Origin of the sequence: Mesorhizobium sp. M0293 (assembly GCF_040321735.1) — a bacterium.
Taxonomy (GTDB): domain Bacteria; phylum Pseudomonadota; class Alphaproteobacteria; order Rhizobiales; family Rhizobiaceae; genus Mesorhizobium.
The window spans coordinates 1-20,742 of sequence record NZ_JAMYSA010000002.1 but is presented as its reverse complement, the minus strand read 5'-3'; the positions used below and the strand labels follow the sequence as shown (position 1 = coordinate 20,742).

General features: G+C 63.9%; 18 protein-coding genes and 1 other RNA gene. 18 read left to right on the top strand and 1 reads right to left on the bottom strand.

Translation table 11 applies throughout. The features are described 5' to 3' along the window. Nucleotides 1-18: 18 nt before the first annotated feature. Together rnpB and NKJ06_RS01150 are read left to right on the top strand one after the other, a co-directional pair. An RNA gene (gene rnpB / locus NKJ06_RS01155) (RNase P RNA component class A) lies at nucleotides 19-429 on the top strand. 85 nt (nucleotides 430-514) lie between these two features. Then, nucleotides 515-748 carry a type II toxin-antitoxin system ParD family antitoxin gene (locus tag NKJ06_RS01150; protein WP_352631693.1) on the top strand — a complete coding sequence of 78 codons (234 nt, stop codon included), beginning with the start codon at nucleotides 515-517 and terminating at the stop codon, nucleotides 746-748. Nucleotides 749-756: 8 nt separating this feature from the next. Here NKJ06_RS01150 and NKJ06_RS01145 read toward each other — a convergent pair whose 3' ends face one another. Further along, a complete protein-coding gene (locus NKJ06_RS01145; protein WP_352631655.1) occupies nucleotides 757-1,869 on the bottom strand; it encodes a cystathionine gamma-lyase in 1,113 nt (370 codons plus the stop codon). A gap of 408 nt (nucleotides 1,870-2,277) precedes the next feature. On the opposite strand from NKJ06_RS01145, the gene mraZ reads away from it, so the two are divergent. The 16 genes from mraZ to ftsZ all read left to right on the top strand — a co-directional run. Continuing rightward, on the top strand, nucleotides 2,278-2,736 hold the full coding sequence (gene mraZ / locus NKJ06_RS01140; protein ID WP_352631657.1) for a division/cell wall cluster transcriptional repressor MraZ: 459 nt from the start codon (nucleotides 2,278-2,280) through the stop codon (nucleotides 2,734-2,736). After that, on the top strand, nucleotides 2,733-3,764 hold the full coding sequence (rsmH, locus tag NKJ06_RS01135; protein ID WP_352631659.1) for a 16S rRNA (cytosine(1402)-N(4))-methyltransferase RsmH: 1,032 nt from the start codon (nucleotides 2,733-2,735) through the stop codon (nucleotides 3,762-3,764). Before mraZ ends, rsmH begins: the two co-directional genes overlap by 4 nt. Nucleotides 3,765-3,768: 4 nt before the next feature. Then, nucleotides 3,769-4,164: a cell division protein FtsL gene (gene ftsL, locus NKJ06_RS01130; protein WP_352631661.1), complete on the top strand. Its 396-nt coding sequence runs from the start codon at nucleotides 3,769-3,771 to the stop codon at nucleotides 4,162-4,164. Further along, on the top strand, nucleotides 4,161-5,870 hold the full coding sequence (locus NKJ06_RS01125) for a peptidoglycan D,D-transpeptidase FtsI family protein (RefSeq protein WP_352631663.1): 1,710 nt from the start codon (nucleotides 4,161-4,163) through the stop codon (nucleotides 5,868-5,870). Before ftsL ends, NKJ06_RS01125 begins: the two co-directional genes overlap by 4 nt. 54 nt (nucleotides 5,871-5,924) lie before the next feature. Next, nucleotides 5,925-7,379, top strand: coding sequence for a UDP-N-acetylmuramoyl-L-alanyl-D-glutamate--2,6-diaminopimelate ligase (locus NKJ06_RS01120; RefSeq protein WP_352631665.1), 1,455 nt, complete (start codon nucleotides 5,925-5,927; stop codon nucleotides 7,377-7,379). Beyond that, nucleotides 7,376-8,833 carry a UDP-N-acetylmuramoylalanyl-D-glutamyl-2,6-diaminopimelate--D-alanyl-D-alanine ligase gene (locus NKJ06_RS01115; protein WP_352808639.1) on the top strand — a complete coding sequence of 486 codons (1,458 nt, stop codon included), beginning with the start codon at nucleotides 7,376-7,378 and terminating at the stop codon, nucleotides 8,831-8,833. The genes NKJ06_RS01120 and NKJ06_RS01115 overlap by 4 nt, the downstream gene beginning before the upstream one ends. 18 nt (nucleotides 8,834-8,851) lie before the next feature. Continuing rightward, entirely contained in the window at nucleotides 8,852-9,934 is a 1,083-nt protein-coding gene (gene mraY, locus NKJ06_RS01110; protein WP_352631668.1) for a phospho-N-acetylmuramoyl-pentapeptide-transferase, read from the top strand. Nucleotides 9,935-9,942: 8 nt separating this feature from the next. After that, complete coding sequence (murD, locus tag NKJ06_RS01105; protein ID WP_352631670.1) at nucleotides 9,943-11,343, top strand: UDP-N-acetylmuramoyl-L-alanine--D-glutamate ligase; 1,401 nt, start codon at nucleotides 9,943-9,945, stop codon at nucleotides 11,341-11,343. Then, entirely contained in the window at nucleotides 11,343-12,494 is a 1,152-nt protein-coding gene (gene ftsW / locus NKJ06_RS01100) for a putative lipid II flippase FtsW (RefSeq protein ID WP_292189153.1), read from the top strand. The genes murD and ftsW overlap by 1 nt, the downstream gene beginning before the upstream one ends. 1 nt (nucleotide 12,495) lies before the next feature. Next, nucleotides 12,496-13,623 carry an undecaprenyldiphospho-muramoylpentapeptide beta-N-acetylglucosaminyltransferase gene (murG, locus tag NKJ06_RS01095; RefSeq protein WP_352631672.1) on the top strand — a complete coding sequence of 376 codons (1,128 nt, stop codon included), beginning with the start codon at nucleotides 12,496-12,498 and terminating at the stop codon, nucleotides 13,621-13,623. Continuing rightward, nucleotides 13,620-15,026, top strand: a complete 1,407-nt coding sequence (gene murC / locus NKJ06_RS01090) for a UDP-N-acetylmuramate--L-alanine ligase (RefSeq protein WP_352631674.1) — start codon at nucleotides 13,620-13,622, stop codon at nucleotides 15,024-15,026. The genes murG and murC overlap by 4 nt, the downstream gene beginning before the upstream one ends. After that, nucleotides 15,023-15,988, top strand: a complete 966-nt coding sequence (gene murB / locus NKJ06_RS01085) for a UDP-N-acetylmuramate dehydrogenase (protein WP_352631676.1) — start codon at nucleotides 15,023-15,025, stop codon at nucleotides 15,986-15,988. Before murC ends, murB begins: the two co-directional genes overlap by 4 nt. Before the next feature lie 300 nt (nucleotides 15,989-16,288). After that, nucleotides 16,289-17,215 carry a D-alanine--D-alanine ligase gene (locus tag NKJ06_RS01080; RefSeq protein ID WP_352631677.1) on the top strand — a complete coding sequence of 309 codons (927 nt, stop codon included), beginning with the start codon at nucleotides 16,289-16,291 and terminating at the stop codon, nucleotides 17,213-17,215. Continuing rightward, complete coding sequence (locus NKJ06_RS01075; protein WP_352631678.1) at nucleotides 17,203-18,144, top strand: cell division protein FtsQ/DivIB; 942 nt, start codon at nucleotides 17,203-17,205, stop codon at nucleotides 18,142-18,144. The genes NKJ06_RS01080 and NKJ06_RS01075 overlap by 13 nt, the downstream gene beginning before the upstream one ends. Then, complete coding sequence (gene ftsA / locus NKJ06_RS01070; protein WP_352631679.1) at nucleotides 18,141-19,448, top strand: cell division protein FtsA; 1,308 nt, start codon at nucleotides 18,141-18,143, stop codon at nucleotides 19,446-19,448. Before NKJ06_RS01075 ends, ftsA begins: the two co-directional genes overlap by 4 nt. A 66-nt stretch (nucleotides 19,449-19,514) precedes the next feature. Continuing rightward, nucleotides 19,515-20,742 (top strand): cell division protein FtsZ (gene ftsZ / locus NKJ06_RS01065; protein ID WP_352808632.1); only part of this gene is annotated, 1,228 nt, incomplete at its 3' end.

Here is a 20,742-nt window from a genome sequence, read left to right as displayed (position 1 = left end):
ACCCCTTTATACGCCTTGCCAGCTGGCCGGGCGGCCGCACCAGCAAACGCCGAAAGGCCGCGGGTGAGGAAAGTCCGGGCTCCATGGAAATACGGTGCCGGTTAATGGCCGGCGGGGGCGACCCCAGGGAAAGTGCCACAGAAAGCAAACCGCCACGGTTCGGCTTTGCCGGATTCGGGGCAAGGGTGAAAGGGTGGGGTAAGAGCCCACCGCGCGACTGGCAACAGGAGCGGCACGGTAAACCCCACCGGGAGCAAGACCGAATAGGGGCGGTGCGAGGGGAAACCCTCGAGGGCTGTTTCCGGCCCACCGTCCGGGTAGGTTGCGTGAGGCGCATGGCAACATACGCCCAAGATGAATGGCCGCCACGTTCTCGCACCGCAAGGGGCGAGGGCCATACAAAACCCGGCTTATAGGCCAGCTGGCAATTTTTTCTCCCGCGATATCAAAGAGAAGTCTCTTGAGATCAGCAGGTTGCGCCCTCGGGCGCGCCTGTTGATTCAAGCTTGTTCAGCTGCAGGCGGTGGATGATGTGGTCGCCGCCGGCGAATATGCGTCGGCGAGCGAGGTGATCCGCGACGCGCTGAGGCAATGGAAAGACCGGCGCGATCTGCACGGCTATACGGTCGAGGAATTGCGCAGACTGGTGCAGGAGGGGATCGACAGCGGGCCCGCTCTTGAGGGGCCGCCGATTATCGAACGAGCGCGCGCCAGATATCTCAAAATGGCAGAGGCAAAAAGCTCTTAGCCGATTTGTCAGCTGATCTTGTCTAGCGACGTCTCGATCGCCTTCCAGAGCTCTTCCACCGGCTCGCAGCCGACCGAGAGGCGCACGAAACCGGCGGAAACCGCATCGCCTCGCTTCAAGCGCCGTTCGGCGGAGGTGTGGACGCCGCCGAAGGATGTCGCGGCCTGCATCAGTTCGCAGTTGTTGATGAAATTCTCGGCCTTGTCCTCCGAGGCAAGTTCGAAAGAAATGAGAAAGCCGAAGCGCTCCATCTGGGCGCGGGCAAGGTTGTGCGACGGATCGCTCTCCAGCCCGGGGAAACGCAGGCCGCTGATTGCCCTGTGGCCTTTCAGCCGCCGCGCGATGACTTCCGCCGAGGAGCACATGCGATCGAAGCGCACGTCCAGTGTCTCCAGGCCGCGATGCACCAGCCAGGCTTCGAACGGACCGGGAATGCTGCCGGAAACCTCGCGCCAGCCGGTCACGGCGGCGATGATATCGGCATTGCGGCTGCCGACATGGCCGAACAGCACATCGGAATGGCCATTGGGCGCCTTGGTGTCGGCGGCAATGACGATATCGGCGCCATGGTCGAGCGGCCGCTGGCCGAAGGGCGTCATGGTCGTGTTGTCGACCACAAGGATCGCGCCGGCTTTGTGAACGGCGTCGGCGACCGCCGCGATATCGCAGATATCCAGCCCCGGATTGGCAGGGGTTTCGACAAAGGCAAGGCGATACCCTTCGAAGCCGCCATCGAGGAAGGTCGAGGTCGGCCTGACATCGTAGGTGATGCCGAGCGGCTTGAGGAAGCGATCGGCCAAAGCCCTTGTCGTGTGGTAGCCGTCCGAAGGCAGCAGGACACGGTCGCCGGCCTTGAGCACGGCAAAAAATGCTGCCGAGATCGCCGCCATTCCCGAAGGAAAGGCGACGCAGGGCGCGTCCTCCAGATGGGCCAGCATATGTTCGACCGCATCCCAGGTCGGGTTGCTGAAGCGGCCGTACTGGTTGAAACCGGTGGCGTCGCCGGGCGCGTGAAAAATGGCGGCCATGGTCAGGGGCAGAGGGATGGAATCGCCCGTGGCAAGCCCGCTGCTGCGCAGATGGGACAGTGCTGCAGCGCGACTGTTCGCTGTTTCAGACATCGATTTTCAAACCCTTTGGTGACCGACCGGATGCGGCGAGACGCTATGCCGGGTAGCGCCTCGCGGCAAGGCGCGTCCGTTTGGGCCAGACGGCTCTAAACGCTTCGTTAGGCTTAATAGACCATAAAGACGAGACGTGCCGTCAAGGCTGCTCTCAATGGTTGCGGCGCGCGTGTTTGTGAAGCCTATTCCCGTTGACGCCCATAGTGCCCCATGATATCCCATTTGACATCAAAGCCTTCGTTCCGCGTCAGGGTAAAGCGTACGCCAATCGGGCAGCCGCGGCGGCTGCGCGTTTGCCGATTTTTGCCCGAGCGAACGGGGTTGATACGGGGCAGGGAACGCGCCGCGGCGGCGCGTGCGACACGATGAAGAGGGGTGCGGCGGCGCAAGCGGCTGTAGCGTTTAATGGACCGGTTTCTCTCGAACACGGTGAGCAGGATCGATGCGAAGGGACGGGTATCCGTTCCGGCGCATTTCCGTGCCGTTGTGCAGAAGCGCGGCTATTCGGAACTCTATGCACTGCGCTGCCTCGATCTGCCGGCGATGGATGTCGGCGGGCTCGACCTGCTCGACCGCTACGAGCAGCGCATCGCACTCGAAGATCCCTTCCTGCAGACGGCGGACGATATGTCGTTCTTCTGCCATGGCGACGGAACATTCTTGAAGCTCGACCAGGACGGCCGCATCACGATGAGCGACTTCATTCGCGAACATACTGGCATTTCGTCGGACGCGGCCTTTGTCGGACGCGGCAATTTCTTTCAGATCTGGGAGCCGGGACGGCTTGCTGCTTATGGGGCGCAGGCGCGAGCCCGGCTTTTGCAGCTTCGGCAGGGGACGAAGCCTGGGGAGCGACCGGAATGACGGTGGGTCACGGCGATGATCTTCACGCCGTTGGCGGATCGGCCCGCCACATTCCGGTCCTCCTCGCCGAAGTGCTGGAAGCACTGACGCCGGCGGAGGGCGACACCATCATCGACGGCACGTTCGGCGCCGGCGGCTACACCAGGGCCATTCTGGCGACAGGCGCTTCCGTGGTGGCGATCGACCGCGATCCAGATGCGATCGCTGCCGGGCGCGATCTGGAAGTGCAGTCGCACGGCAGGCTGAGGCTGGTGCAGGCGCCGTTCTCCACGCTGGACGAACATGTCGAGAGTGCCGACGGCGTCGTGCTCGACATCGGTGTGTCCTCGATGCAGCTCGACCAGGCCGAGCGCGGGTTTTCGTTCCGCGCCGACGGGCCGCTCGACATGCGCATGGCGCAGGCGGGTTTGAGCGCTGCCGACGTCGTCAACAGCTTCAAGCCGGGCGACCTTGCCCGCATCTTCGGCTTCCTCGGCGAGGAGCGTCATGCCGGGCGCATCGCCCGCATGATCGAGGCTCGCCGCGAAAAGCGTCCGTTCGAGCGCACGCTGGAACTGGCCGATGCGATCGAGACGCATATCGGCCGCGCGCCGAAGGACAAGATCCATCCGGCGACGCGCGTCTTCCAGGCGCTGCGCATCTTCGTCAATGATGAGCTTGGCGAACTGGCCAAGGCGCTGTTCGCGGCCGAACGCGCGCTGAAGCCGGGCGGACGGCTCGCCGTGGTGACGTTCCATTCGCTGGAAGACCGTATCGTGAAGCGTTTCATCGCCGACCGCTCCGACGTCGCCACCGGATCGCGTCACTTGCCCGAGGCACAGGCGCGCACCGCGACCTTCCGCAAGGCGGGCGGCGGCGTGACTGCCGGCGATGCCGAGGTGGCGGCCAATCCGCGCGCCCGTTCGGCCAGGCTGCGCGCGGCAGTCCGCACCGAGGCGCCGGCGCGCAGCAGCGACTTTTCGATTTTCGGCCTTCCAAAACTTCCCGGCCCAAAGCTTCCCGGCACAGACCGGCCGGGGGAGAGGTAAGCACGTGTTTCGTACCAGCGACATTGTCCTGATTGCCGTCATGGTTGCAGCGGCGGCCCTTACCTACAAGGCCAAGCGCGAGGCCGAGGAACAATTGGCTTCGGTGCAGAAGATCCATGCACAGATCCGCTATGAGGAGGACACGATCGACCTGCTCAAGGCGGACTGGAGCCTGCTCACCCAGCCGTCGCGGCTGCAGAAGCTGGCCGAGCTCTACAAGTCGCAGCTCGAGCTCCAGCCGGTCAGCGCTCGCCAGATCGTCGGCATCGGTGATCTGCCTGCCAAAGCTCTGGACATTCAGGACATCCTGAACGGGCGCCAGGGTGGTATGGCCGACAATTCCGACCAAGCGCCGCCGGGCAGCAGGGATCCCGTGGTGACCGGAGGCATCGCCCAATGATCGGCAAACTGCTGAAGCGTCGCGTCAAGACTGGTGGAGACGGATCGATCGTGGTCGAGGGCGCCCGCAAGGCGACCGGCGGCAAGGGCAGGACGCGCATCGTGATGACGATGGCGGTGTTCTTCGGTATTTTCTCGACCATTTCCGGGCGCCTGGTCTATCTCGGCTTCCAGACCCCCGACATGTCGGGCGGTCCGCAAAGCCGGGTAACGGCATCGCGGCCCGACATTGTCGATCGCAACGGCGAAGTGCTGGCGACGGATATCAAGACGGCGTCGTTGTTTGCCGAGCCGCGCCGCATCGTCGACGCCGACGAGGCGATCGAGAGGCTGTCGACGGTGCTTCCGGACATCGACTATGAGCAGACCTACCATAAGCTGAAGAGCGGCGCCGGTTTCGTCTGGCTGCAGCGGCAGCTGACCCCCAAGCAGCAGTCCGACATCATGCAGCTCGGCATCCCCGGCTTTGGCTTCCGCACCGAGAAGCGCCGCTTCTATCCGAGCGGTGAGACCTCGTCCTATATTGTCGGGCTTACCAACATCGACAACCAGGGCATCTCCGGCATGGAGAAATATGTCGATGAGCAGGGTTTGAGCGACCTGCAGGCATCGGGCCTCGCGATGGCCAAGGATCTCAAGCCGGTGAAGCTTTCGATCGATCTGCGTGTTCAGCACATCGTCCGTGACGAGATCGCCGCCGGCCTGGAGCGCTATCGCGCCGTGGGCGCTGGCGCCGTTGTGCTCAACGTCAAGACCGGCGAAGTGGTGGCCATGGCCTCGGTGCCGGATTTCGACCCGAACAACCCTTACAATGCACAGGACAAGGATCGGTTGAACCGCATGTCGGCGGGCCTCTACGAAATGGGTTCGACCTTCAAGAGCTTTACCACCGCCATGGCGCTCGATTCCGGCAAGATCACGCTGGAGAGCCGCTTCGACGCCTCACGTCCGATCCGGATCGGCCGCCAGACCATTCACGACTTCCACGGCAAGGGCCGCGTTCTGTCGGTGCCGGAAGTGTTCATCTACTCCTCCAACATCGGTTCGGCCAAGGAAGCTGAAGCGGTCGGCATCGAGGGGCATCGCGAATTCCTGCACCGCCTCGGCGTGCTGGAGAAGATGCAGACCGAACTGCCGGAGGTTGCCCGCCCGACCGAACCCAAGGTCTGGAAACAGGTCAATTCGATCACCATCGCCTTCGGCCATGGCGTTTCGACGACGCCGTTGCAGACGGCGGTCGGCTGCGCCGCTCTGATGAATGGTGGCTTCCTGATGAACCCTACCTTCCTGATGCGTACGCAGGCAGAAGCGATGGCTGTGGCCAAGAGGGTGGTCAGCGAAAAGACCGTCGAGGGCATGCGCTATCTCTATTCGCTCAACGCCGAGAAGGGCTCGGGCAAGAGCGCCAGGGTTCCCGGCTACCGCGTCGGCGGCAAGACCGGAACGGCGGAGAAGGTCGTCAACGGCCGTTACTCCAAGGAAAAGAATTTTAATGCCTTCGTCGCCGCCTTTCCGATGGACGATCCGCAGTACATCGTGCTGACGATTGCCGATGAACCGAAGCCGGAAAAGCCCGGTATGGGTAACACCGCAGCCTCGAATGCGGGGGTTATGGCGGGAAACATCATCAGGCGTTCAGCTGCCATGCTTGGCGTGAAGCCAGATTTCAGCCATGAAAATGGTGCAACGCTGGTTTCCTATCAGTGATTCTTAGGGCGCGCCGGTAACTGCGCGCTATTTTGTTGCGGTGAACGGGACTCGATGAAGCTCAGAGATCTAGCCGGTATCCTGCCCGTCGAGGGAATAGCTTCCGTCGATCTGGAGGTTACAGGGATTTCTTCGGATTCCCGCCAGGTAAAACCGGGCGTTGTCTTTTTTGCGCTCGCCGGAACCAAGGCCGATGGTGCCGTTTATGCCGCCGACGCCGCCGCGCGCGGTGCAGCCGCAATCGTGGCGGGCAAGGGCAGCGCCATTGCCGGGCTGTCGGTTCCGGTATTGGCGGTCGGTGATCCGCGTCTGGCGCTGGCGCTGAGTGCGGCCCGCTATTTCGGCAAGCAGCCGCAAACGATGGTCGCGGTGACCGGCACCAGCGGCAAGACATCGGTCGCCGCCTTCACCAGGCAGGTCTGGGAGCAGGCGGGTTATGCCTCCGCTTCGATAGGCACCACCGGCGTGGTGGCGCCTGGGCGCAACGACTATGGCTCGCTGACGACGCCCGATCCGATCGCCCTGCACCAGTTGCTGCGGGAATTGGCGGATGCCGGCGTGACCCACGCCTCGATGGAAGCCTCCAGTCATGGGCTCGATCAGCGCCGTCTCGATGGTGTGAAGCTGGCGGCCGGCGGCTTCACCAATCTCGGCCGCGACCATATGGACTATCATCCGACCATCGAGGACTATCACCGCGCCAAATTGCGTTTGTTCGACACGTTGTTGCCGAAAGGCGCGCCGGCCGTTGTCTTCGCCGACGATCCGTGGTCGGCGCCGACGATCGAGGCGGCGCGGGCTGCCGGGCTCAACGTGCTGACGGTCGGCCGTCATGGCGATTTCCTCAGGCTGAAGCGGGTCGAGCACGAACGCCACCGCCAGCGCGCCGAGGTCGAGGCCGACGGCGTGCTCTATGAGGTCGACCTGCCGCTGGCCGGCGATTTCCAGATATCGAACGCGCTGGTTTCGGCGGGGCTTGCCATTTCCACGGGAACGCCTGTCGCCAAGGCCTTGATGGCGTTGGAGAAACTGAAGGGCGCGCCGGGCCGGCTCGACCTCGTCGGCACCACCGCCAATGGCGCACCCGTCTATGTCGATTATGCCCACAAGCCCGATGCGCTGGAAAACGTGCTGGCTTCGGTGCGCCCGTTCACCACCGGGCGCGTCATCGTCGTGTTCGGCTGCGGCGGCGACCGCGACCGGGGAAAAAGGCCGATCATGGGCGAGATCGCGACGCGGCTTTCGGACGTCGTCATCGTCACCGACGACAATCCGCGTTCGGAAGTGCCGGAAACGATCCGCGCGGCCATTCTTGCCGCCGCACCCGGCGCCATAGAAATCGGCGACCGGCGCCAGGCGATCCACGAGGCGGTCGCCATGCTGCATGCCGGCGACACGCTGATCGTGGCCGGCAAGGGCCACGAGGAAGGCCAGACGGTCGGCTCCGAGACCCTGCATTTTTCCGATCACGAGGAAGTTCGCGCGGCACTCGTGGAGCGTGCGGCATGAGTTTGCTGTGGACCTCCGAGATGCTGGTTGCCGCCATGGACGGGCGGCCGCTCGGGCCAATGCCGGACGGCATATCGGGCATTTCGATCGACAGCCGCAGCCTGCAGCCGGGCGACGCCTTCTTCGCCATCAAGGGCGAGGCGATGGATGGCCATGACTTCGCCACGGCAGCCATCAAGGCCGGCGCCGGGGTGCTGGTGGTGGCCGAAGGCAAGCTGCCGTCGCTTGGCCGGCTGACGGCGCCGATCATCGTCGTCGAGGATGTGCTGGTCGCGCTGGAAAAGCTCGGGGTCGCGTCGCGCGCCCGCTCGAGCGCGAAAATCATCGCGGTGACCGGTTCTGCCGGCAAGACCACCACCAAGGAAGCGTTGCGCCATGTGCTGCAAGCCGTCGGCAAGGTGCATGCCTCGGCGCAATCGTTCAACAATCACTGGGGCGTGCCGCTTACATTGGCGCGGATGCCCGCCGATTGCGATTACGCCGTGTTCGAGATCGGCATGAACCATCCTGACGAGATACGGCCGCTGGTGAAGATGGTGAGGCCGCATGTCGCCATCGTCACCATGATCGCGGCCGCGCACCTTGGCTTTTTCCGCAATCTCGACGAGATCGCCAAGGCCAAGGCCGAGATTTTCGAAGGGCTGGAGCCTGAGGGCGCCGCTATCCTCAACCGCGACGATGCGCGCTTCAAGCTTCTCGACAAGATGGCGCATGCCGCCGGTGTCGAGCACGTCTACGGCTTCGGCGAGAATGCGCGCTCGACCTTCAAGCTAGTCCAATGCGAGCTGCATGCGGATCATTCCGACATCACCGCCAGAATCAGCGGCCATGAGGTGACCGCGCGGATCGGTGCGCCGGGCCGCCACATGGTGCAGAACGTGCTGGCGGTGCTGGGGGCGGCGCATCTGGTCGGCGCCGATCTCGATAGAGTGGCACTCGCACTGGCCGATCTCTCGGCCGAGCGCGGGCGCGGGAAGCGCCATGTGCTGCGCCATCCCGGTGGCCCGACTTCGGGCCACCCGGGAGGACCGATCACGCTGATCGACGAGAGTTACAACGCCAATCCTGCGTCGATGGCTGCTGCGATGGCATTGCTCAACGCGCCGCCGGTGACCGGCGACGGCCGCCGCATCGCCGTGCTCGGCGACATGCTCGAACTCGGCGACCACTCGGCCAAGCTGCATGCCGCACTTGCCGATCTCATCGTCGGCACGGGGACGCAGACCGTCTTTCTCGGTGGCCCGGAAATGCGGGCGCTGGCCGAGATATTGCCCGGCGAGGTCAAGACGGAATACCGCGCCGGCGTCGAGGAGCTGAAGCCGGTGCTGCTTGCCGCACTGAAACCGGGCGATGTAGTGATGATCAAATCGTCGAAAGGCATCGGTTTTGCAAAACTGGTCGATGCGCTGCTGGGCAAATTCCCGGCTGAATCGACAACCAGAAAACAGACCTAGGTCGGGGACGAAAAGCGCATGTTTACACTGCTCGTCGATTTTGCGGACAAGGTCTCGGTCTTCAATGTCTTCCGCTATATCACCTTCCGCACCGGCGGAGCGCTGATCACGTCGGCGCTGATCGTCTTCATCTTCGGGCCGGCCATCATCAATTCACTGCGGCTGCGGCAAGGCAAAGGCCAGCCGATCCGCGCCGACGGGCCGCAGACGCATTTCAAGAAGGCCGGTACGCCGACCATGGGCGGTCTGATGATTCTATCGGGCATCATCGGCTCTTCGCTTTTGTGGGCGAACCTGTCGAGCATCTATGTCTGGGTGGTGCTGTTGGTGACGCTGGGCTTCGGCTCGATCGGCTTTTACGACGACTATCTCAAGGTGACCAAGCAGTCGCATCTCGGCTTTTCCGGCAAGGCACGGCTGGCGCTTGAATTCGTCATCGCCGGCATCGCCGCATGGGTGATCATGCATAACGGCCAGGCGCCGTTCTCGTCGTCGCTGACATTTCCCTTCGCCAAGGAATTCATCGTCAATCTCGGCTGGTTCTTCATTCCGTTCTCCTGCTTCGTCATCGTTGGTGCCGGCAATGCGGTGAACCTGACCGACGGCCTGGACGGGCTGGCGATAGTGCCGATCATGATCGCGGCGGCCTCCTTCGGCGTCATCGCCTATCTCTCCGGCAACGCGGTGTTCGCCGAATATCTGCAGATCCATTTCGTGCCAGGCACCGGCGAACTGGCTGTCGTGCTCGGCGCGGTCATCGGTGCCGGCCTCGGCTTTCTCTGGTTCAACGCGCCGCCGGCGGCGATCTTCATGGGCGACACCGGCTCGCTGGCCATGGGCGGCCTGATCGGCACCGTCGCGGTCGCCACCAAGCATGAGATCGTGCTAGTCATCGTCGGTGGATTGTTCGTGGTCGAAATCCTGTCCGTCATCATCCAGGTCGGCTATTTCAAGATGACCGGCAAGCGGGTGTTCCTGATGGCGCCGATCCACCATCATTTCGAAAAGCTCGGCTGGACCGAAAGCCAGGTGGTGATCCGCTTCTGGATCATCGCCGTCATCCTGGCGCTGGTCGGCCTGTCGACCCTGAAGCTGAGATAGGAGGTCGTTTGATCCCCGCCGCATCCTTTTCAGGCAAGCGCGTTTCGCTCTTCGGGCTCGGTGGCTCGGGGATCGCGACCGCGCGCGCGCTGATCGCCGGCGGGGCAGACGTGCTGGCCTGGGACGACAATCCTGACAGCGTCGCCAAGGCGGCCGCCGCCGGTATCGCAACCGGCGATTTGCGCCGCGCCGACTGGGCGAAATTCTCGGCTTTCGTGCTGTCGCCCGGCGTGCCGCTGACGCATCCCAAACCGCATTGGACGGTGGAGCTGGCGCGCGGCTCCGGCGTCGAGATCATCGGCGACATCGAGCTTTTCTGCCGGGAGCGAATGCTGAGCGCGCCAACGGCGCCTTTCATTGCCATCACCGGCACCAACGGCAAGTCGACGACGACCGCGCTGACCGCGCACATCCTGAAAGCTGCAGGCCGCGACACGCAGATGGGCGGCAACATCGGCCGCGCGGTGATGACGCTCGATCCGCCGCAGCCCGATCGGCATTATGTCGTCGAGTGCTCATCCTACCAGATCGACCTCGCGCCCTCGATCGACCCGACGGCCGGCATCCTGCTCAATCTGACGCCAGACCATCTCGACCGTCACGGCACCATGCAGCACTACGCCGCGATCAAGGAGCGGCTGGTGGCCGGCAGTGAGACCGCGATCGTCGGCATCGATGATTCCTGGTGCGCGCAGATCGCCGAGCGGCTGGAGCGGGCGGGGCGGCATGTCATCCGCATTTCCAAGCGGCTGCCGCTGACCGACGGCTATTTCGCCGACGGCAGCGATCTGATGGAAGCGGTGCACGGCCGCTACAGCCGTGTCGCCTTCCTCGAGGGCATCGGCTCGCTTCGTGGCCAGCACAATGCGCAAAATGCGCTGGCAGCGGTCGCCGCCTGCCTCAAGGTCGGATTGGAGCTTGGCGAGGTCCAGTCCGGGCTGGAAAGTTTTCCCGGCCTCGCGCACCGCATGGAGCAGGTCGGCCGCAAGCACCATGTGCTGTTCATCAACGATTCCAAGGCGACCAATGCCGATGCGGCGGCACCGGCGCTGTCGAGCTTTGCGCGCATCTACTGGATTGCCGGCGGCCTGCCCAAGGAAGGCGGCATCGAGCCTTTGCGCGGTTTCTTCCCGCGCATCGCCAAGGCCTATCTGATTGGCGAGGCCGCGCCTGCCTTTTCCGCGACGCTGGGTGAGGCCGTGCCCTACGAGATTTCAGGGACGCTGGCCGCGGCGGTCGCGCACGCCGCGCATGATGCGGCCGAGGACGACAGCGGCGAGGCGGTGGTGCTGTTGTCGCCGGCCTGCGCCAGTTTCGACCAGTTCAAGAATTTCGAAGTCCGCGGCGAAGCCTTCAGGCAAGCTGCGAATGCTATCGAGGGCGTGAAACCCATCGGAGGGGCACGATAATGCAAAGCCGTCTCGACAAAAGCCCGGTTGCGACCTGGTGGTGGACGATCGATCGCTGGTTCCTGGCGGCGTTCCTGTCGCTGATGGGGCTTGGCATCGTGCTATCCTTCGCCGCCAGCCCGGCGGTGGCCGAACGCATCGGTCTCGACAGTTTCCACTTCGCCACAAGGCAGATCATCTTCACCGTGCCGGCGCTAGGCGTCATGCTGGCCGTTTCCTTCCTCGATTCCAGGGAAATCCGGCGCATGGCATTGATCATGCTGTGCCTGATGCTGGTGCTGATGGTGGCGGTGCTCTACATCGGCGTCGAGGTGAAGGGCGCGCGCCGCTGGGTGTCGCTTGCCGGCCTGTCGATCCAGCCTTCGGAATTTCTGAAACCCGCCTTCGTCATCATGTGCGCCTGGCTGTTTGCCGAGCACAAGCGCCAGCCCGACATTCCCGGCAATCTGTTCGCCATGCTGTTGCTAGTGCTGGTCGTGTCGTTGCTGGTGGCGCAACCGGACCTCGGCCAGACCATGCTGACGACCGGCACCTGGGGTATCATGTTCTTCATGGCTGGGCTGCCATGGCTGTGGATCGTGGCGCTGGGTGCCGCCGGTGTCGGCGGCGTCTTTGCCGCCTATACGGTGTTTCCGCACGTTGCCTTGCGCATCGACAAGTTCCTTACCGGCGAAGGCGACACGTTCCAGGTCGACATGGGACGCGAGGCGCTGATCAATGGCGGCTGGTTCGGCGTCGGGCCGGGCGAGGGCACCGTCAAGCGGGTCATTCCCGACAGCCATGCCGACTTCGTCTTCTCGGTCGCCGGCGAAGAGTTCGGGCTGATCATGTGCTTCTTCATCATGTCGATCTTTGCCTTCATCGTGCTGCGCGGCCTCAACACGGCGCTGAAGGAGCATGACGATTTCACCCGCTATGCGGTCGGCGGTCTCGTCACCGTCTTCGGCCTGCAGGCCGTCATCAACATGTGCGTCAACCTGCAACTTGTGCCGGCCAAAGGCATGACGCTGCCGTTCATCTCCTATGGCGGCTCCTCGCAGATCGCCATCGCCATCTCGATGGGAATGGTGCTGGCGCTGACACGCAAGCGGCCGGAAAAGCGCAAGCAGATGGGCTTTGGCCTGTCGCAGCGCGCCGTCCCGGCGGAGTGATATGGCCAGAGGCGTCATCCTTCTCGCGGCGGGCGGAACCGGTGGGCATCTTTTCCCTGCCGAGGCGCTGGCGCATGAGCTGAACGAGCGCGGCTGGTCGGTGCATCTGGCGACCGACGACCGTGCCGAGCGGTTCGCCGGCCATTTTCCGGCCGCCGCCATCCATCCGATCCAGTCGGCGACGATGGGTTCGAAAAATCCTTTTGCCGTGCTTGGCGCCTTCTGGAAAATCTGGCGCGGCGTGCGCCAGGCTTCCGCCATCATCGCCAGGATCAAGCCGGATGCCGTCGTTGGCTTCGGCGGTTATCCGACCTTGCCGCCGCTCTACGCGGCGACACGGCGCAAGGTGCCGACGCTGATCCACGAGCAGAACGCGGTGATGGGGCGCGCCAACCGGGCGCTGGCCGGTCGTGTCGATGCGATCGCCGGCGGCTTCCTGCCGCAGGACACCAGTGCCGCCGGCACCAAGACGGTGACGACGGGCAATCCGGTCAGGCCTGCCGTGCTGGAAGCGGCCAAGACGGCTTATGCGGCGTCGGCCGGGGAACAGCCGTTCCGACTGCTGGTGTTCGGCGGTAGCCAGGGCGCCCAATTCTTTTCCGACGCCGTGCCGGGGGCGATCGCGCTGCTTTCCGATACCCAGCGCAAGCGGCTGGTAATCACGCAGCAGGCGCGCGCGGACGACGTGGCGCGGGTCAAGGCGGCCTATGCGGCACTCGGCGTCGCCGCCGAGGTCTCGCCCTTCTTCACCGATATGGCGCAGCGCATGGCGGCCGCGCATCTGGTGATCTCGCGCTCCGGCGCTTCGACCGTCTCGGAGATCGCCGTCATCGGCCGGCCGGCGCTGCTGGTGCCTTACCCCTACGCGCTCGATCACGACCAGGCGGCGAACGCGGCGGCCCTTGCCGCCGGCGGCGGCGGCGAAGTGCACCCGCAATCCTCGCTTTCACCCGAACGCATCGCAGCGCTCCTCGGCGGGCTGATGGACCAGCCTGAGCGGCTTGTGGCGATGGCGGCGGGCGCGAAATCGGCCGGCCGGCCGAACGCGGCACGGTTGCTCGCCGATCTCACAGAGGCTATTGCGTCCAAAAAAACCGTTTCGGATTTCAGGAAGGGGACGCACGCATGAAGATGCCGCAGACCATCGGCCTTGTACATTTCATCGGCATTGGCGGCATCGGCATGAGCGGCATTGCCGAAGTGCTGCACAATCTCGGCTACAAGGTGCAAGGGTCCGACCAGGCCGAAAGCGCCAATGTGCAGCGGCTTCGCGACAAGGGCATCGAATGCTTCGTCGGCCACAAGGCCGAAAATCTCGGCGATGCCGAGGTGGTGGTCGTCTCGACGGCGATCAAGAAATCGAATCCGGAACTCAAGGCCGCGCGAGAAAAGCTGCTGCCGATCGTGCGCCGGGCAGAGATGCTGGCCGAACTGATGCGCTTCCGCCAGGCGGTGGCGATCGGCGGCACGCATGGCAAGACGACGACGACTTCGATGGTGGCGACCTTGCTCGATGCCGGTGGGCTCGATCCGACCGTCATCAATGGCGGCATCATCAATGCCTATGGCACCAATGCGCGCATGGGCGACGGCGAGTGGATGGTGGTCGAAGCCGACGAGAGCGACGGCACGTTCCTCAAGCTGCCGGCCGAGATCGCCGTCGTCACCAACATCGATCCCGAGCATCTCGATCACTATGGCAGCTTCGACAAGGTGCGCGAAGCGTTCCGCCAGTTCGTCGAGAACGTGCCGTTCTACGGTTTTGGCGTGATGTGCACCGATCATCCGGAAGTGCAGGCGCTGGTCAGCCGTATCGAGGACCGCCGCATCGTCACCTACGGCGAGAACGCGCAGGCCGATGTGCGCTTCACCAACCACCGCATGGCGGGCGCCATTTCGGAATTCGACGTGGTAATCCGCGATCGCAAAACCGGCGGCCAGACGACCATATCAGGCCTGCGCCTGCCGATGCCCGGCCGTCACAACGTGTCCAACGCGACGGCCGCGATCGCCGTCGCGCATGAGCTTGGCCTGTCGGCCGAGGCGATCAAGAAGGGCCTGTCGTCTTTCGCCGGCGTCAAGCGCCGCTTCACCCATACCGGCTCGTGGAACGGCGTCGACGTGTTCGACGATTACGGCCACCACCCGGTCGAGATCTCGGCGGTGCTGAAAGCGGCGCGCAGCGCCACCAAGGGTCGCGTCATCGCCATTGCGCAGCCGCATCGCTTCACCCGGCTGCATGATCTGTTCAACGAGTTTTCCGCCTGCTTCAACGACGCCGACACGGTGATGGTGGCGCCGGTCTACGCAGCCGGCGAGGAGCCGATCGACGGCGTCAGCTCGGACGCATTGGTGTCGCGCATCCGCGCCGGCGGCCATCGCGACGCGCGCTACATCGAAGGACCGGCAGCGATTGCGCCCATCATCCGCGATCTGGCCAAGTCAGGCGACTTCGTCGTCTTCCTGGGCGCCGGCAACATCACCCAATGGGCCTATGCATTGCCCAAGGAGCTTGGCGGGACCGTCTCATGATGCACGGCCAGGCCCTGATCGACAGACTTGGCGACCGGCTTGCCGGCCTGCGCGGCCGCATCACGCCGAATGCCGAGATGGACAAGATCACCTGGTTCCGTGCGGGTGGCCTGGCGGAAGCTCTGTTCCAGCCGGCGGACGAGGAGGACCTCGCCGCGTTCCTCAAAGCCGTTCCGGAGGAAATACCGCTGACCATCGTCGGCGTCGGCTCGAACCTTCTGGTCCGTGACGGCGGCATTTCGGGCTTTGTCATCAGGCTTTCGGCCAAGGGGTTTGGCGAAGCGGAAGTCATTTCGCCAATCAGGATCAAGGCTGGCACGGCCACGCCCGACAAGCGCGTCGCTGCGGTGGCGCTCGATGCCGGCATTGGCGGCTTTCATTTCTATCACGGCATTCCCGGCGCCATCGGCGGCGCACTGCGGATGAATGCCGGTGCCAATGGCGTCGAGACGCGCGAGCGCGTCGTCGAGGTGCGCGCGCTCGACCGCAAGGGCAATGTGCGGACGCTGAGCAATGCCGATATGGGTTATGCCTATCGTCATTCAGCAGCACCTGCCGGGCTTATCTTCACCTCGGCCGTGTTCGAAGGCTTTGCCGAGGACAAGGCCGCGATCAAGGCGGCGATGGATGCCGTGCAGAACCATCGCGAGACCGTGCAGCCGATCCGCGAGAAGACAGGTGGCTCGACCTTCAAGAATCCCGAAGGCACGTCAGCCTGGAAGGAGATCGACAAGGCAGGCTGCCGCGGCCTGATGATCGGCGGCGCGCAGATGTCGCCGATGCATTGCAACTTCATGATCAACACGGGAACCGCGACCGGCTACGACCTTGAATATCTCGGCGAGACGGTGCGCACGCGGGTGCTGGAGAATTCCGGTATCCGGCTGCAATGGGAAATCAAGCGCATCGGCAATTTCCGGCCGGGACATGCCGTGCAGGAGTTTCTCGGGCAGCTTCTTTAGCCCGCTTCGAACTTCATGTGACACATGAAGTTCGACGGTGCCAAAACGGCCCCAACCGTTGCCCCGAAGACTCAACGACACGCTTTTCGCATCCATTTTCTCAGAAAGTGAATCTCTCGGAATCGTAAGCACTTGCCAGTGAATCAACTCTCTGATTCTCTGTTCGAAAGCGTTTTCTGATTTGAGTCGTTCGACGCGTTACCCGCGTTTTCCGTCTGGGGGGCAACCTGCTGGGAGACTCGGACTCAATGTTGCGGAAAATCTTGGTTTTTGGTCCGCCGTGAGAGGGGATACCGGGGAATGAAGAGCAAGCATGTGGCCGTCCTGCTGGGTGGGTTTTCGTCCGAGCGGCCCGTGTCTCTGTCTTCGGGAAAGGCTTGTTCCGATGAGCTCGAGAAGGAAGGCTATCATGTCACGCGCGTCGATGTCGGGCGCGATGTCGGCTCCGTGCTTGCCGAACTCAAGCCCGATGTCGTCTTCAACGCGCTGCATGGCCCTTTTGGTGAGGATGGTACCGTCCAGGGCATTCTCGAGTATCTCGGCATTCCCTACACCCATTCCGGCGTGCTCGCCTCGGCTCTGGCCATGAACAAGGAGCAGGCCAAGCGGGTTGCCAAATCGGTCGGCGTCCCGGTCGCCGAATCGAAGGTCGCCAGCCGCTTCGCCATTCAGAGCAAGCATCCGATGAAGCCGCCCTATGTGGTCAAGCCGGTCAATGAGGGTTCGAGCTTCGGCGTCGTCATCGTGCATGAAGGCCAGTCGCATCCGCCGCAGGTGATCGGTTCGTCCGAATGGAAATATGGCGATACCGTCATGGTCGAGCGCTATATCCACGGTCGTGAGCTGACCTGCGCGGTAATGGGCGATGTGGCGCTGGGGGTCTGCGAGATCATCCCGACCGGCCATTCCTTCTACGACTATGATTCAAAATATGTCGCCGGGGGATCAAAGCACGAATGCCCCGCAAAAGTTTCACCGAATATTTACCAAAAAATACAAACACTGGCGCTCAAGGCTCACCAAGCGATCGGCTGTCGGGGCGTTTCCCGATCGGACTTCCGTTATGACGATCGGCATTCCGAAAACGGCGAGATTGTCTGGCTCGAGGTCAACACCCAGCCGGGTATGACGCCGACGTCTTTGGTGCCTGAAATCGCCGCCCAGGCCGGGCACTCGTTTGGCGATCTGTTGAGTTGGATGGTGGAGGACGCTTCGTGTCTGCGTTGAAATGGGGACAAGGTAGGGAGAGCGGCGCGGCCGAACCGACGCTGTTCGGCCTGCCGTTGTCGTCAGGCCATTTCGTGCTGCCGCGTATGCTTCGCCGCCCGGTGCGCATTCTGGCGCGCCTCGGTGTCGGTGAATTCCAGGCGCCACGCTTTTCCGCAGCCATGATGTCGGCCGTGCTGATCGCCTCGAGCAGCGCCTATGGCGCTTATCTCGGCGGCCATGTCGACGGCATCGTACAGAGCATCACCGCCCGCACCGGCTTTGCCGTCGATCAGGTCAAGGTGGTCGGCAATCGCCAGACCTCGGAGATCGATATCCTCGACAGGCTCGAACTCGACGGCTGGACATCGCTGATCGGCTTCGACGCCGAGGCCGCGCGGGAGCGTATCGACACCTTGCCGTGGATCGAGGTCGCGGCGGTGCGCAAGGTTTATCCGCACACTCTGGAAGTGCGTGTCGAGGAGCGCGCGCCCTTCGCGCTCTGGCAGCAGGGCGACGAGCTGTCTGTCATCGAGAAGGATGGCGCCGTGATCGCGCCGTTCTCAGGCGGCAAGCAGGTGCTTTTGCCGCTGCTGATCGGTACCGGCGCGCCGGCGAGCGCGCCCGACTTCCTGGCCAAGATCGAAAAATATCCCGAGCTGGCGAACCGGATCAAAGGCTACATCCGTGTCGGTGAGCGGCGCTGGGACCTGAAGCTGGACAATGGCATCACGGTCAAGCTCCCCGAGGACGATGAGGATCAGGCGCTCGCCGAACTCGTCAAGATGGACCACGAAAAGGGCCTGTTGTCGCGCGATATCGCCGCCGTCGACATGCGCCTGACCGACCGGCTGGTCGTGCAGTTGACGCCCGAGGCCGTGACGCAGCGCGAAGCCGCACTCAACGAAAAACCCAAGAGCCTGAAGCGCAAGCCGGAGACGAAGATATGAGCTGGCTTGGCGGTCATGGCGATGCCTCGTCGCGCCGGTCCGGCACCCTGACGGTGCTGGATGTCGGTTCGAGCAAGGTCTGCTGCATGGTGGCCAGGCTGAAGCCGAGCGATGACGGCAAGCTGCTGCGTGGCCGCTCGCACCGGATCCAGGTGATCGGCATCGGCCATCAGAAATCGCAAGGCGTGAAGTCGGGCGTCGTCGTCGATCTGGACCGCGCCGAGCATGCCATCCGCCTTTCCGTCGATGCGGCCGAGCGTATGGCTGGGCTGACGGTTGATTCGCTGATCGTCAACATGACCGCCGGCCGGCTGAAGAGCGAAGCCTTCTCGGCGACTATCAACCTTGGCGGCCACGAGGCAGACGAGGCCGACATCAAGCGCGTTCTCGGCGCTGGCGCCAAGCAGGCGCTGAAGGCCGAGCGCGAGGTGATCCATTCGCTACCCGTCGGCTTCTCGCTGGATGCGGAACGCGGCGTGCGCGATCCGCGCGGCATGGTCGGCGACGCACTCGGCGTCGACATGCATGTGCTGACCGGCGACGCCGCTCCGATGCGCAACCTGGAGCTTTCCATCAACCGTTCGCATCTGTCGGTCGAGCGCATGGTGGCGACGCCCTATGCCAGCGGGTTGGCGGCGCTGGTCGACGACGAACTGGAAATGGGCGCGGCCTGCATCGACATGGGTGGCGGCACGACCACGATCTCGGTGTTTTCGGAAGGCAAGTTCGTCCATGGCGATGCCATCGCCATCGGCGGCAACCATGTCACGCTGGATATGGCCAAGGGACTTTCGACCTCGCTCGATGCCGCCGAACGGCTGAAGGTGATGCATGGCTCGGCACTGCCGGGCAGCGCCGACGACCGCGACCTGGTCTCGATCCAGCCGATCGGCGACGATGGCGACGTGCCTTTGCAGATTCCGCGCTCGGTGATGACGCGCATCGTGCGCGCCCGCATCGATGAGACGCTGGAACTGCTGCGCGACCGGCTGAACAAGTCCGGCTACGGCAATGCGGTGGGCAAGCGTGTGGTGCTCACTGGTGGCGCCAGCCAGCTTGCCGGCCTGCCGGAGGCAGCGCGACGCATCCTGGGACGTAATGTGCGTATCGGCCGTCCGCTCGGCGTGGCCGGCCTGCCGGAAGCGGCGAAGGGGCCGGCCTTCTCGGCCGCGGTGGGGCTTCTGATCTATCCGCAGATGGCGAGTTTCGAGAGCCATCCGGCGAAAGGAATTTCCGGACTCAGAATGACCGGAACGGGCGGAAAACTGCATCGCATGAGTCAGTGGTTGAGAGACAGTTTCTAATTGACGGGGACAGCCCCATAGGCGGCCGCGGCGGCGAAGCGGCGTGAAAGGCAAAGGACGGAGACAATGACCATCAATCTGCAAAAGCCGGACATCACCGAGCTTAAGCCGCGCATCACCGTGTTCGGTGTCGGCGGCGGCGGCGGCAATGCCGTCAACAACATGATTACCGCCGGTTTGCGCGGTGTCGAGTTCGTGGTGGCCAACACCGACGCGCAGGCGCTGACCATGTCGAAGGCAGGCCGCCTGATCCAACTCGGCGCGCATGTCACCGAGGGCCTAGGCGCCGGCTCGCAGCCGGAAGTCGGCCGTGCGGCGGCGGAAGAGTGCATCGATGAGATCCTCGATCACCTGACCAACACCCATATGTGCTTCGTCACCGCCGGCATGGGCGGCGGCACCGGCACCGGTGCTGCTCCGGTCGTTGCCCGCGCAGCGCGCGAAAAGGGCATCCTCACCGTCGGCGTCGTCACCAAGCCGTTCCATTTCGAAGGCCAGCGCCGCATGAAGACAGCGGACTTCGGCATCGAGGAACTGCAGAAGTGCGTCGATACGCTGATCGTCATCCCCAACCAGAACCTGTTCCGGCTGGCCAATGACAAGACCACCTTCGCCGACGCCTTCGCCATGGCCGACCAGGTGCTCTATTCCGGTGTTGCCTGCATCACCGACCTGATGGTCAAGGAAGGCCTGATCAATCTCGACTTCGCCGACGTGCGCTCCGTCATGCGCGAGATGGGCAAGGCGATGATGGGCACCGGCGAAGCTTCTGGAGAGGGCCGTGCGATGGCCGCCGCCGAAGCGGCGATTGCCAACCCGCTGCTCGACGAGACCTCGATGAAGGGCGCCAAGGGCCTGCTGATCTCGATCACGGGCGGCCGCGACCTGACGCTGTTCGAAGTCGACGAAGCGGCGACCCGTATCCGCGAGGAAGTCGACCAGGACGCCAACATCATCCTGGGCGCTACCTTCGACGAGGAACTCGAAGGTGTCATCCGCGTCTCGGTGGTTGCCACCGGCATCGACAAGTCGGCGGCTGAAATCGCTGCTGCGCCGATCTCGATCCGCACGGCACCGCAGAAGCCGGTCAGCCGCCCGGCCGTTGCCGCGGTGGAAAGCCGCCCAGTGCCGGTCCAGCAGACCATGTACGAACCGCGCGCCGCTGACCCGGTTGCCGAAGCCATCCAACTGGCCGAAGCCAATGCCGCAGCCATGGCTCAGGCGCGCCCGGCGCCGGTTGCTCCCGCTGAAGATTTCCGCCCGCAGCGCAAGATCTTCCAGGCGCCGCCAGCCC

Coding starts and splice junctions, on each gene's coding strand:
- mraZ (WP_352631657.1), top strand. CDS start 2,278: ATGGACCGGTTTCTCTCGAACACGGTGAGCAGGATCGATGCGAAGGGA.
- NKJ06_RS01115 (WP_352808639.1), top strand. CDS start 7,376: ATGAGTTTGCTGTGGACCTCCGAGATGCTGGTTGCCGCCATGGACGGG.
- murG (WP_352631672.1), top strand. CDS start 12,496: ATGGCCAGAGGCGTCATCCTTCTCGCGGCGGGCGGAACCGGTGGGCAT.
- murC (WP_352631674.1), top strand. CDS start 13,620: ATGAAGATGCCGCAGACCATCGGCCTTGTACATTTCATCGGCATTGGC.
- NKJ06_RS01120 (WP_352631665.1), top strand. CDS start 5,925: ATGAAGCTCAGAGATCTAGCCGGTATCCTGCCCGTCGAGGGAATAGCT.
- ftsW (WP_292189153.1), top strand. CDS start 11,343: ATGCAAAGCCGTCTCGACAAAAGCCCGGTTGCGACCTGGTGGTGGACG.
- rsmH (WP_352631659.1), top strand. CDS start 2,733: ATGACGGTGGGTCACGGCGATGATCTTCACGCCGTTGGCGGATCGGCC.
- murB (WP_352631676.1), top strand. CDS start 15,023: ATGATGCACGGCCAGGCCCTGATCGACAGACTTGGCGACCGGCTTGCC.
- NKJ06_RS01125 (WP_352631663.1), top strand. CDS start 4,161: ATGATCGGCAAACTGCTGAAGCGTCGCGTCAAGACTGGTGGAGACGGA.
- mraY (WP_352631668.1), top strand. CDS start 8,852: ATGTTTACACTGCTCGTCGATTTTGCGGACAAGGTCTCGGTCTTCAAT.
- ftsA (WP_352631679.1), top strand. CDS start 18,141: ATGAGCTGGCTTGGCGGTCATGGCGATGCCTCGTCGCGCCGGTCCGGC.
- NKJ06_RS01145 (WP_352631655.1), bottom strand. CDS start 1,869: ATGTCTGAAACAGCGAACAGTCGCGCTGCAGCACTGTCCCATCTGCGC.
- NKJ06_RS01080 (WP_352631677.1), top strand. CDS start 16,289: ATGAAGAGCAAGCATGTGGCCGTCCTGCTGGGTGGGTTTTCGTCCGAG.